This is a genomic window from Billgrantia kenyensis (assembly GCF_013697085.1).
Classification (GTDB): Bacteria; Pseudomonadota; Gammaproteobacteria; order Pseudomonadales; family Halomonadaceae; genus Halomonas; species Halomonas kenyensis.
This window is the reverse complement of record NZ_JACEFT010000052.1, coordinates 1-11,095: the sequence shown is the minus strand read 5'-3', so window position 1 is coordinate 11,095 and position 11,095 is coordinate 1. Positions and strand designations below refer to the sequence as shown.

The 11,095-nt window shown below is 61.5% G+C and carries 13 protein-coding genes; 3 read left to right on the top strand and 10 right to left on the bottom strand.

The window, feature by feature from the left end:
- Nucleotides 1-5 precede the first annotated feature (5 nt).
- The gene (locus H1D44_RS20060; RefSeq protein ID WP_275299112.1) at nucleotides 6-689 is read right to left on the bottom strand and encodes a DDE-type integrase/transposase/recombinase; all 684 of its coding nucleotides are present in this window, start codon (nucleotides 687-689) and stop codon (nucleotides 6-8) included.
- A 105-nt stretch (nucleotides 690-794) separates the two neighbouring features.
- On the opposite strand from H1D44_RS20060, the gene H1D44_RS20055 reads away from it, so the two are divergent.
- Entirely contained in the window at nucleotides 795-1,292 is a 498-nt protein-coding gene (locus tag H1D44_RS20055; RefSeq protein ID WP_181517044.1) for a hypothetical protein, read from the top strand.
- Here the strand turns inward: H1D44_RS20055 and H1D44_RS20050 are convergent.
- The 9 genes from H1D44_RS20050 to H1D44_RS20010 form a co-directional block, all read right to left on the bottom strand.
- A complete protein-coding gene (locus H1D44_RS20050) occupies nucleotides 1,219-3,801 on the bottom strand; it encodes a phage tail tape measure protein (protein ID WP_181517043.1) in 2,583 nt (860 codons plus the stop codon). The genes H1D44_RS20055 and H1D44_RS20050 overlap by 74 nt on opposite strands.
- An 11-nt stretch (nucleotides 3,802-3,812) precedes the next feature.
- Entirely contained in the window at nucleotides 3,813-3,932 is a 120-nt protein-coding gene (locus H1D44_RS20045) for a GpE family phage tail protein (RefSeq protein ID WP_149328926.1), read from the bottom strand.
- Between the two features lie 26 nt (nucleotides 3,933-3,958).
- The gene (locus tag H1D44_RS20040) at nucleotides 3,959-4,210 is read right to left on the bottom strand and encodes a phage tail assembly protein (RefSeq protein ID WP_338073570.1); all 252 of its coding nucleotides are present in this window, start codon (nucleotides 4,208-4,210) and stop codon (nucleotides 3,959-3,961) included.
- An 83-nt stretch (nucleotides 4,211-4,293) separates the two neighbouring features.
- The gene (locus tag H1D44_RS20035) at nucleotides 4,294-4,803 is read right to left on the bottom strand and encodes a phage major tail tube protein (RefSeq protein WP_181517042.1); all 510 of its coding nucleotides are present in this window, start codon (nucleotides 4,801-4,803) and stop codon (nucleotides 4,294-4,296) included.
- A gap of 34 nt (nucleotides 4,804-4,837) precedes the next feature.
- Entirely contained in the window at nucleotides 4,838-6,007 is a 1,170-nt protein-coding gene (locus tag H1D44_RS20030; RefSeq protein ID WP_181517041.1) for a phage tail sheath protein, read from the bottom strand.
- A gap of 162 nt (nucleotides 6,008-6,169) precedes the next feature.
- On the bottom strand, nucleotides 6,170-6,448 hold the full coding sequence (locus H1D44_RS20025; protein WP_238984598.1) for a HigA family addiction module antitoxin: 279 nt from the start codon (nucleotides 6,446-6,448) through the stop codon (nucleotides 6,170-6,172).
- Between the two features lie 110 nt (nucleotides 6,449-6,558).
- Entirely contained in the window at nucleotides 6,559-6,837 is a 279-nt protein-coding gene (locus H1D44_RS20020; RefSeq protein WP_181517039.1) for a type II toxin-antitoxin system RelE/ParE family toxin, read from the bottom strand.
- Between the two features lie 64 nt (nucleotides 6,838-6,901).
- Nucleotides 6,902-7,333, bottom strand: coding sequence for a DUF4376 domain-containing protein (locus H1D44_RS20015; protein ID WP_181517038.1), 432 nt, complete (start codon nucleotides 7,331-7,333; stop codon nucleotides 6,902-6,904).
- 68 nt (nucleotides 7,334-7,401) lie between these two features.
- Nucleotides 7,402-8,391 (bottom strand): IS481 family transposase, encoded by a 990-nt coding sequence (locus tag H1D44_RS20010; RefSeq protein ID WP_181517037.1) that lies wholly within the window; start codon nucleotides 8,389-8,391, stop codon nucleotides 7,402-7,404.
- A 109-nt stretch (nucleotides 8,392-8,500) separates the two neighbouring features.
- Here H1D44_RS20010 and H1D44_RS20005 point away from each other — a divergent pair, with 109 nt between their 5' ends.
- Nucleotides 8,501-9,385 carry a helix-turn-helix transcriptional regulator gene (locus H1D44_RS20005; protein WP_181517036.1) on the top strand — a complete coding sequence of 295 codons (885 nt, stop codon included), beginning with the start codon at nucleotides 8,501-8,503 and terminating at the stop codon, nucleotides 9,383-9,385.
- A gap of 52 nt (nucleotides 9,386-9,437) precedes the next feature.
- A complete protein-coding gene (locus H1D44_RS20000; protein WP_181517035.1) occupies nucleotides 9,438-10,940 on the top strand; it encodes an amidase in 1,503 nt (500 codons plus the stop codon).
- The last annotated feature ends 155 nt before the right edge of the window (nucleotides 10,941-11,095 follow it).

Genomic DNA, 11,095 nt, shown 5'->3' with positions numbered 1-11,095 from the left:
CTGAGCTATGCTGACATCAGTAAGGATCTTTTTGTCCATGATGCAACGGCAACCGCAGGTAGCCCGTTGTCGGTCAGCACTGTCTGGACCTTGAAAGGTGCTTTCTCCTTCACCCGTTTCATGAACGCCTGCGCATCCTTCGCGGACTGGCTGGACCTGACCTCTAGGTAGACCCAGCGCGTGGCACGGTCGATGGCGACGTACAGGTAGCGTTTCTGCTTCTCGTCGGGCATCTGAGGCAGGTGCTTGATGTCGATATGCACGTAGCCCGGCTCGTAGTCCTTGAAGGGCTTATGCCGGGGCTTCTCGTCACCGCCGGCATCCTGTCGAGCCAGTTCTGCCAGTGTTGGCACTTCGCGCCGCTTGAGCATGCGGTGCAGGGCAGAGCGTGACAAGCTGGGGGTCAGGAATTCACGCGCCACAACGAGGAGGTCATCCAGGCCGAGACGAAGGAATTCACGAGCCGCAATCAGCACTTCCTCCTGATCGGGCGTGAGCGTGGCCAAAAGGTTGTGACGTGTATGCGGTCGATCATAGACATCGTCACGGTAACGCCAGCGCCGGATGGTCGCGGCGGCAACGCCATACTGGCGGGCCAGCTCGCTATCCGTGATGCTGGAGGGCGCTGCCTGGATCTCCGCTCGGATCTTCGGTGTCGTGGTGGCTTGTTTATGAAGCTTGATGTCCATGAACCTGCTCCCGGATGAATTGCAGTAGAAGGCCTCTGGCTGCAAGCAGAGGATAACTCCTAAGGCTCATTTGATCATACGGGACCCCACACATAGGAAAATCCTGTGATTAAAAAATATTTAGAAGAAAATCTATCCTACTTGGGCGTTACGATGTTGATTTCAGTGCTTTCAGCTGCTCTATCTCTCTTGTTTTGCTATTGGCTAGGAGACGTCCGGCTTCAAGAAGCCATAGCTCGATTAAGAGAGATGGATCTTAGTGGGTTTTTGATTTTTGTATCTGTAACAAGTGCGATTTTCCTGAGACGGCCACAGAGCAGGGTTTGGTGTGGTGCAGTTTTTATTTACGGCTTCGTTTGCGCCTTAAGTCAAATGGTCGCATCAGTGCTTCCTATTCCTGAAAGAGCTGATCTCGCTCACCTCCAATCATATTTGTTTGCATTTTTTTCCTTTGGTGTATTAGGGGTGTTTTTCTCAGGTGTGGCAGTGTTTCAATCTTACATTAAAGAAAATGTTCCGGAAAAAAAGGCTAATCAAGATCCCGAAACGAAGACCTATGTCGTGCAGCTTTCTGAGCCTGTCTCCGGTCGAGCTCGAGACTGATGGCTTTTGCTATCTCATGCGCGTCGCTGCCCGGTGAGCCGTAGACGTTGATCGTGATGGCGTCGCCAGACGCCGGCGCGACCGGTGCGTGTGCACTGATAGCCGGCCGCCGGTCGATGGGGATATCCGCCGCGGCGGGCAGGCCAGCGGTACCGATGGCGATGCCGGCGCCGGCAGTGGCCACGCGGCGGGCGATGTCACGCACACGCTTGGCAGGCTCGTCGCGCTGGCGGTCGAGCCCGACGTTGAAGCCGTCCACCGTGAAGCCACCGTACTCGGCAAACACGCGGCTGGGGGAGTTGATGCCCAGGGCGTCGCGGAACCAGCCGGTAACGCCATCGGTGAGGCTGCCGACCTTGTCCTTCAGTGCCTGCCACTTGGCATCGATGCCGGCCATCAGGCCGTCGATCATGGCGTTGCCCAGGGTGGAGAAGCGCTCCGGGATCTCCACGCCCATGCTCTGCAGGCCGGCAGTGATGCCGCGCCAGAGAATGCCCATGGGCGACCAGTCGAGCAGCAGCCGTGAGACGCCGGCGATGCCACCTGTGAAGGCTTCCTGGATGGCCTGCCAGGCGTTACCGAACAGCTCCGTGACACCGTTCCATAGGTTGCGGAAGAAGCCGCTGATCGGTTCCCAGTTTTTGATGATGAGGAACACGGCAGCGGCGATCGCCGCGACGGCCAAACCGATTGGGTTGGTGGCGAGGAATACGGCCATGCCTTTCACCGCGGCGAGCACGGCGGGAATGGCGGCACCGGCGAGCTGCACCAGGGTGCCAATCAGTCCACCGCCGTTGATGGCGAGCAGGGCAAAGCCGTAGCGCAACATGACCAGCGGCCCGAGGATCGAGGCCAGCGAAAGGGTGATGGCGCCGCCGATGGTGACCAGGGCGATGAGCCCGGCGGCGAGTTTGGCGATAGTACCGGCCAGCTCCGGATTCGCTTTGATCCAGTCGCCCACGCCGCGCAGGATTCGCGTCACGGTTTGCACGAGCTCGCGCAGCGGGCCGTTGTTGGTATCCGTGACGCTGATACCCACTTCTTCCCATGCCGAGCGCATGTTCTTCAGGTCGCCGCCGATGTTGTCGGCCATGACGCGCGCCATCTCGGCGTTCTCGCCGTAGCTTTCGCCCAGGGCGGCTATCAACTGGTCGAGCTCGCCGGCAGCCATGGAGTTGACCAGCTCGGCCATGCCGCTGCCGGCCTCGGCGCCGAAGATCCGCTGCAGCACTTCCTTGCGCTCCACGTTGCCTAGCTCGGCCGTGGCGGCGTTGATGTCGCGCATGTTGCCGTTCACGTCGGCAACCTGGATGCCGTAGCTCTCCATCAGGCCGGCGGCGGTGGAGGTGGGCGCGGTGAGACGGTTCATCATCGCCCGCATGGTGGTGCCGGCTTGGCTGCCCTGGATGCCGATGTTGCCGAGCAGGCCGGCCATGGCGGCCGCCTGTTCCATGGTGAGGTTGAGATCCTCGGCGCCGCCGAGGTACTTCATCGTTTCCCCGAGCATCTCCAGGTTCACGTTCGCCCGGCTGGCAGCGTCCGAGAGGATATCGGCGACCCGGCTCATCGAGCCTTCCTGCTCGAGGTCGATCTTGAACGCGCCGGCAATGTTCGAGGCGATGTCGGCGGCGCGGCCGAGCTCGGTGTTGTTGGCCAGAGCGAGATCCAGCACGTCGCGCATGGAGGCTTGGATGGCTTCCGCGCTCATGCCGGCGCGCAGCAGGAATTCCTGGCCAGCGCCAACTTCCGTTGCCGAGAAGGCCGTGGAGCCGCCTAGATCTCGTGACTGCGCGCGCAGGGCCTGATAGCGCTCGTCGTCCGCTGAGAAGCGGCCTACCGCCTGGAGCGTGCTCATCTGCTCGGCCCAGGAGACGCCGGGAGTTAGCAGGCGCGAGGCAGCGTAGCCTTTGGCCAGGCCGCTGCCCACGCCGGCGGCGCCGACGCCGGCCATACGGTTCACGCGGCCCATGGATTGGCTGTAGGCCTGACTGGCCTGGGCGGCGCGACGCTGCTGCTCGGCCACACGGCGCAGGCGGTTCTGGTGCTGCTCGAGCTGCTGGTTGGCGCTGCGCACTCGCTGGGCCAGCTCTCGCTGTTGAGTACCCAAGGTGCCTGTCACACCGCTGACGTCACGAATGCTGCCACGCAGCCGTTGCAGTTCGCGCTGCTCGCCTTCGTACTGCTGCTTGAGTTCGCGTGCCTTGCGGATCGCCGCGTCGCGCTGGCGTGTCAGCTGGCGAGTGGGGCCGTCGGCTTGTCGGATTTGCTGAGTGAGTTCGCGCACCTGGCGCTGCTGCGCCTGTAGGGCGGTGGCGGTCTGCTCACTGGATCGCTTGAGGGCGGTGAAGCCGCGCATGTCGCGCTGGGCGCGCTCCAAGGTACGCAGCTCGTCGCGGCTGGCTCGCAGTGCGCGAGCGGTCTGGTCGCTGCCTTGGGTGATCTTGCGTAGCGGGCCGGTGGCCTGGTCGATCGCCCCCAGGAGAACCTGCATTCTGAGCGGCTTGGCCACCGGTGGCTCCTTCAGTCAGCGTCGCGCTGGGTGCGGCGACGGGCGCGCTCGCGCCATTGCATGAGTTCGGCGAGGGTGAAGCCGGCGCAGTCGGCCGGCGTCCAGTGGAAGGTGACGGCGAGATCCGCCATGGCTTCTTCGACGTGTTCGGGCAGGCTCAGACGCTCTCGCCCTTGGCCCGCTTCGTCAGCAAAAAACCGGCGATGGCGCCCCCGATCTGCACCAGGTCGGCGGGGTCGAGGTTGCGCATCTCGGGTTCGGTCAGCGCCGGGCTCGAGAGGCGCGGGGTGAGCTTGACCAGGGCGTCGACCTGCATCTGCAGCACGTCGGAGAGGGCCAGCCCGCGCAGCTCGCCGGCGTTGGGCTTACGCAGTAAGAGCTTCTCGATCTTCTGCTCGCCGCGCTGGATGGGGTGTCGAGTACGATCTCTTCAGTGGTGGCGTTCTTGGGCATGCTTGGCGTTCCTATATCGCGGTGGAAAAGTGAGGGGGGTTACAGGCCCAGCGCGCGGCGGCGCTCGGCGTAGCGATCCTGGCCGTTGACCTTGAACACCAGGCCGGGCACGTCGATCTCGATGACGGTGGCGCCGTCGATCACGAGCTTGTAGTAGCTGCAGGTGGTGGTGACCTGGTGGGCGGTGTTCTCGCCGGCCTTGGCTTCGCCCATGGCGATGCGCTGGTGGCGGCCGCGCACGACGACGGTGACGGCGGAGGTCTGGCCGACGTCGTCGCGTTCGTAGAAGCCTTCGAAGCGCAGCAGGTCGGCATCCAGGCGGTTGGTGCCGAAGTTGTCGAAGATGGCCGGGACCAGGCCTCCGACAGTCCATTCGAAGGTGAGCTTCTCGCCGCCCAGATCGATATCGACCGGGGCATCCATACCGCCGCCGCGCCACTCTTCCATCTTGCGAGCGAGCTCGGGCAGGGTGAGGGTGTCAACTAGGCCCTGCCAGTTGTCGCCGTTGCCGAACAAGTTCAGGTCCTTGAGTTTCTTGGGCAGTGCCATCGATCAGGCTCCTTGAGGTTCTCGGTGCCGACCGTCAGGCGGCGATGCGCGCGGCGAAATCCACCAGGTACTGGTCGGTGATTCGCTGCTGGAACATGAGGTTTTCGAGGGGCGGCACGGGCGTGTAGTCGTAGTCGATGTACAACTTGCCGTCCTTGAGGGTGGTTTCGGAGTTGGCCTGTTCGTTGAACCAGGCGTTGCCGTCGATGATGTAGCCCAGCGCCTTCCACTCGCGAAACTTGGCGTTTACGCCCTCGATGATGTCGCGTGCGAGGGAGGGGTGCATGGGCTTGTCGACGGCCCAGAGGTGGGCCTCGGCCATGGTGTCCGCCACGACTTGCGCGGTCCTGGTGTAGTTCTCGAACGGGAACAGGCCATCGGTATCGCAGGTGCGCGAGCCCCAGAAGCGATAGCCGCCCTGGTTGATCAGCGTGGTGACATCCGCTGCGTTGAGCACGCCGGCATCGGTGGCCGGATCCTGAAGATCCCAGAACACATCGCGGGAGATGCCGGTGACGCCCTGCACCGGGACGTTCGAGATCGTCTTGTGCCAGCCTACGGTTTGGTCCAGGTAGGCGCGCAGGCCGAGTGCCCGAGCGACGGCGGAGAGGGTGATGGTTTCGCCGGCGTCGGTATCGAAGCCGGTGAACTCTGGCCACAGCACCATGACTTCGCGCTGGCCGAAGTTCTCGCGATACATCATCGCCTCTTCAACAGTTTCGCAGCCGTGTGCCGATACATAAGCGAAGGCGCGCAGCTTCCGCGCGGCGGCGATCAGTACGGCGGCCACGTCGACGTCGTCGAGCTCCGGCACGCCCAGGATCCTGGGCTTGATGCCGAAGCGCTGGTGAGCGGCGAGCAACGCCTTGATGCCGGTCTTCTGACCGCTGGCGGTAACGGTGCCGATGAGGTTGGCCTTGGTTTCGGCGGCATCGGCGCCTTCGGCCACGCGTACCACGACGATCAGCGGTTTGGCCTGGTCGGCGATGGCATCGAGCGAGCGCTTCAGGGTGCCGCTGACACCGGCCTTGCCGATAGCGGCATAGACGTCGGTGACCAGCACCGGCGTATCGAGAGGGAAGGTGGCGGCGTCGGCATCATCGGCGGTGGCCACCAGGCCGATCACCGCCGTGCTGGGGGTGCGGATCGGTCGGGTGCCTTCGTTGATCTCGATGACGCGCACGCCGTGGTGGTAATCGGCCATTCGGGGCTCCTGCGTGGGCTGAGAGGGTCAGCGGGTGTATGCAGGTATCGTGCGGGGGCAGGCGAGGTAGGCGAAGCGACGGCGGGTGTGGGTGCGGATGGCTACACCACATATAGAAAAAGCCCCCACGCTTGGTGAGGGCTTCTTGATCGTCAGTGTCGCCTAGGCATGAGTGAGTGATTCTACCTTCGGTTGTGCCCGGTGTTGGGCTTGCCACAGGTCGTAAGCAGACTGCATGGCTAGCCAATGCCGAGCCGTGCCTACTCCGGCAGCTTCGAGTCTCACCGCAAGATCGGATGAGATAGAAGCATGTTCATGAATTACCCTCGAAAATGCGACGCGGGACATTCCCAAGCGTCGTGCGGCTTCCGTGACGCTGAAGCCCAGTTCTTCGATTATGTCCTCTCGTATCAGCTCCCCTGGGTGCGGCGGGTTGAACATAGTCATGATGTACCCTCGTTTCCATTTTCCTGCGGTCTCGCTGTTTCTTATTGTAGTCGTCGGCTTGTCGATCTAGCGGCCTTCGAGGTTGCAGCCTCGAAGGCCGCCGCTTAGTGGTAGTCCTGATAATCGACCAGCTCGACATCGGTGCCGACAAAACGCCATGTTACTCGCCAATTGCCGTTCACCTTCACTGACCAGTGTCCCTCGAATTCACCTTTGAGCTGGTGTAATCGGAAGCTAGGCCTGTCCATATCCTCTGGTCCTTGCGCTTCCTGTAGCGCGAAGAGAATTAGCCGTAGCTTCTTTACATGGTCGTGCTGTACCCCTTTGGTCGATCCTCGCTCATACAAGGCTCTGAGCCCCTTGTGCTTGATGGTGAGGATCACCCCATGCCCTCCATGTTGCTGAGCTCACGTCCAGTGTATCGTGTAACGATACGCGATGCAAGGTTCACCAATGGATCAATTCGATCGCTTCACGGCTGTCTTTCTCAAGGGCTTCAGCTAAAGCGTCCTTCCGATCCCAGCTGCGCTGGTAGATGCTCTCGATGTGGGCCAGGGCGGCGAGGGCGAGTTCATCCATTTCCACCGAGGTCAGCTCGCGGTTGATGTTGCTCAGCCCGCGGAAGGTGAAGACAGCATCCGGCTGGCCGGCTGCGATCAGGCGCTGGGCCTTGGCGGAGAGTGCCAAGAGATTGATCTGGTCTTGGGGGCGTGTCTGGATGACGTCAGGCTCGCCGGCGATCTCGTACTCGAGGCCAGCCGCGAAGGCTTGGTCACGGGCCTTGTCGATCTCAGCGCGTTTGCGGGCAGCTAGTAACTCAAGAGCGTTGTTGTCGAAACGCCAGCCAACATGCGCGCCATCCGTAATAATCGGTATCATGTCAGGCTCACGGGGCGATAGGAGTTCGATTGACCGATATGAAGTCGAACGAAGTTGGCCGTAGCCGATTACCTGTCGGGTCCCGTGTGATTGATTACCCGTTTGGTAAATAACTCAGGCCGCTTGGCCTGCCATTCCTTCATTGCCGCGATCGGGGATTGATGGTGCAGCGCCTTCTGCGGAATATGGTGATTGTACAGCCAACAATAGCGTTTGAGCGTCTGCTTCAGATCTTCGCCTGAGTCATAGCGCCGAGTCGCCAACACGTCGCTGATACGACCATTGAAGCGCTCCACCATGCCATTCGTTTGAGGCCTTCCCGGCTTGATCAAACGGTGCTCAATACCATGGGCTTGGCACTCCTGATCGAACGGATGTCGGCCGCTGGGTTTGCGCTCACCCGCCCGCGTGAAGCGATCAGTGAAGGATTTGCTATTGTCGGTCAGCACGGTCTGAATCTTGAAGGGGGCCTTCTCCTTCACCCGTTTCATGAACGCCCGTGCATCCTTCGCGGACTGGCTGGACCTGACCTCCAGGTAGACCCAGCGCGTGGCACGGTCGATGGCGACGTACAGGTAGCGTTTCTGCTTCTCGCCGGGCATCTGAGGCAGGTGTTTGATGTCGATATGCACATAGCCCGGTTCATAGTCCTTGAAGGGCTTATGCCGGGGCTTCTCGTCACCGCCGGCGTCCTGTCGAGCCAGTTCTGCCAGTGTCGGCACCTCGCGCCGCTTGAGCATGCGGTGCAGGCCGGAGCGTGACACGCTGGGGTTCAGGAATTCACGTGCCACAACGAGGAGGTCATCCAAGCCGAGACGAAGGAATTCACGAGCCGCAATCAGCACTTCCTCCTGATCGGGCGTGAGCGTGGCCAACAGGTTGTGACGTGTATGCGGTCGGTCATAGACATCGTCACGGTAACGCCAACGCCGGATGGTCGCGGTGGCAACGCCATACTGGCGGGCCAGCTCACTATCCGTGATGCTGGAGGGAGCCGCCTGGATCTCCGCTCGGATCTTCGGTGTCGTGGTGGCTTGTTTATGAAGCTTGATGTCCATGAACCTGCTCCCGGATGAATTGCAGTAGAAGGCCTCTGGCTGCAAGCAGAGGATAACTCCTAAGGCTCATTTGATCATCCGGGACCTTACACATTAGGGTTCTTGAAAAATGATTCAGTTGAGCGGTGAGAAGTATTTATTGCCATCGCCTTATCTAAGGGCGTGGATTGACTTCTATGTACAGAGTCACGGTGCAGCATCTGATGTACCACTGGTCACTCACTTGCCCTCTTCAGCGACGGCCACGCTGACCCTCGTGTTGAGTGGGAAGGCGAGCCTGCTGGATGCCGAATCCGGCCGGATTGTGCCGCTTCCGCAGCTCTTTGTTTCGGGGCCGCAGAGAAGTTCAGCGACAATGGTGGCCGAGGGGCAGTTTCGCTGCCTGGTCGTGGTTTTTGCGCCCGGTTGTTGGGACATCCTGTTTGATGCCGCACCCGAGAACTTAGCCGATCGGCGACAGGAGGTCTCTGGACTTGGTTGCCGTTGGCTGCACGCCGTCGTTGATGAGATGACTACTGCGGCGCCGCAGATGATGATGCAGCGACTTGAAGAGGGTCTACGTGGTTGGATTCGGCAAGCCGCGTCGCGTCGAGGTCGCTTCGGTGAAAGTGATACCCGTTGGATGCGCGATGCTCTGCTGCATACCGCCCCTGGGGAAATGGCACAGATCTATGGTCTGTCACTGCGCCAAATCGAGCGACGCTTCCGGCATCAGTTTGGCCTGTCCCCCAAGGCGTATCAGCGGCTAGCGCGCATGGCACTGCTGCTTGCCCGTCATGGGCAGGCTCCAGCTTCAACTCCGCTGGCCGTGCTGGCTGCTGAATTAGGTTACGCCGATCAGGCCCATCTGAGTCGTGAGCACAAACAGTTAATCGGAGTGCCGCCAGCCAGACTGGGGCGGCTGGTCGAAGAGGACCCGGAGTATTGGGTCTACCGTATTCTGCCAGGGGCGCTGGCCACTGGCTCTGGCATGTCGCGTTTCTTCAAGCCCTGACGGGCGCGGACGCTTACGGTATCGGCAGTTACTCAATTGACAGGGGAGTTTCATGCTGACGCCTACCAGCCGCGAGTTGTTGGCACAGCTGCATTCAGGTCAGCTGGATTTCACCGAGGTTGCCGAGCAGCATCTGCAGCACATCGAGCGGCATAATCCCACCGTCAATGCGGTCGTCACCCTGAACCGAGCGGGCGCACTGCAGCAGGCGCAGGCGTTGCAGCAGTTGCGGGAGCAGGGGAGACTGCCGCCCCTTGCGGGCCTGCCGCTCACCATCAAGGATGCCTTCGCCACGGCCGGGCTGCGCACTACCAGCAGCCATCCACCGTTGGCTGATTACGTGCCGGTGCGGGATGCCACCCTAGTGGCGCGCCTGCGCGAAGCCGGCGGCCTTCTGCTGGGCAAGACCAATCTGCCGCAGCTGGCCAGCACTCCTCACTGTGACAGTCCGCTGTTCGGCCACACCAATAACCCCTGGGATCCGAGCCGCACGTCGGGCGGGAGCTCCGGCGGCAGTGCAGTTGCGGTCGCCATGGGGTTCTCCTGCCTGGATCTGGGGAGCGATATCGGCGGCTCGATTCGAATTCCGGCCGCCTTCTGCGGCGTGGCCGGATTCAAGGCCACCGAGAACCGGCTGCCGCGCACCGGGCACATTCCACACCTGCCCGATGGCGAGCGCAGTGTGCGCCACTGCCTCTCATTTGGGTTGCTTGCGCGGGATGTGGATAGCCTACAACTGGGTTTCAAGCACCTAGATGGGCCAGATGGTGAGGATACCGAAGTGCCGCCGTTGCTCGAGGCGCCGACGGCTCTCCGAGAACGCCCCCTGCGGATTGCCTGGTGGGATGACTTTGCGGGCCTGCCGCTGTGTCGGCGCACCACGGACGCGCTGGTGCGCACGGTCGAGATGTTGAAGGCGCGCGGGGTGGAGGTGGAGCGCCGCAAGCCGGAGGGGTTTGACGTTGACCGCGCCTGGTACGCGTACGGTGTCATCATGGGGAGTGAGATCGGGCTGGGAATGCCCGGGATTGAGCGAAGGGGCCTGACGCTGGCCGGACGATTGTTGCCGCCCTCGCAGCGACTCGCCGGCTACTTTATCAAAGGGCTACGCTTCAGCCTGCGGCGCTACAATGAAGCCCTGAATCTGCGTGAGCGGTTGATCATCGAACTGGAGACATTTCTGGATCACTGGGATGCCTGGCTATGCCCCGTGGCTCCCACCGTGGCCCACCCTCACGTACCCGGGAAGGGCCTCAACCCATTGCTGGCCATCCGCTTTGACGAGCACCGCTTGCCCTGGCTGGAGGCCATGGTAAGCATGACCACACCCTTCTCCCTGACCGGGAGTCCGGTTGTGGTGTTGCCTGCGGGTATAGAACAAGGGCTGCCGGTCGGTCTTCAGTTTATCGGGAAGCGCTGGCAGGATGAGCGGTTACTGTCCATCTGCCGGGAAATCGAGGCGATTACCGGGGGCTATGTTCCGCCTCCTGGGGTGATATCGCAGGACGAGAGCCGCAGTGGCGAAAATTTTGCAGTTAGAGGAACCGTCAAATGATAGAAGCAGTATCAATTAAGAACATCGAAGAAGCGCTCCCTCTGATTAGGAAATATCAGGAGTTCTATAAGGTTCAAGAGATGGCGGTCTCAATGACCAAGTGCAACACCTGACCCATCAGGTATCGTGTTGCCATGCCTCATTGCTATCGCCAC

Bases quoted from the DNA above. Each gene is read 5' to 3' on its own strand.
- H1D44_RS20060 (WP_275299112.1), bottom strand. From the start codon at position 689: ATGGACATCAAGCTTCATAAACAAGCCACCACGACACCGAAGATCCGA.
- H1D44_RS20045 (WP_149328926.1), bottom strand. From the start codon at position 3,932: ATGGCGGATCTCGCCGTCACCTTCCACTGGACGCCGGCCGACTGCGCC.
- H1D44_RS20035 (WP_181517042.1), bottom strand. From the start codon at position 4,803: ATGGCACTGCCCAAGAAACTCAAGGACCTGAACTTGTTCGGCAACGGC.
- H1D44_RS20030 (WP_181517041.1), bottom strand. From the start codon at position 6,007: ATGGCCGATTACCACCACGGCGTGCGCGTCATCGAGATCAACGAAGGC.
- H1D44_RS20025 (WP_238984598.1), bottom strand. From the start codon at position 6,448: ATGTTCAACCCGCCGCACCCAGGGGAGCTGATACGAGAGGACATAATC.
- H1D44_RS20015 (WP_181517038.1), bottom strand. From the start codon at position 7,333: ATGATACCGATTATTACGGATGGCGCGCATGTTGGCTGGCGTTTCGAC.
- H1D44_RS20010 (WP_181517037.1), bottom strand. From the start codon at position 8,391: ATGGACATCAAGCTTCATAAACAAGCCACCACGACACCGAAGATCCGA.
- H1D44_RS20005 (WP_181517036.1), top strand. From the start codon at position 8,501: ATGATTCAGTTGAGCGGTGAGAAGTATTTATTGCCATCGCCTTATCTA.
- H1D44_RS20000 (WP_181517035.1), top strand. From the start codon at position 9,438: ATGCTGACGCCTACCAGCCGCGAGTTGTTGGCACAGCTGCATTCAGGT.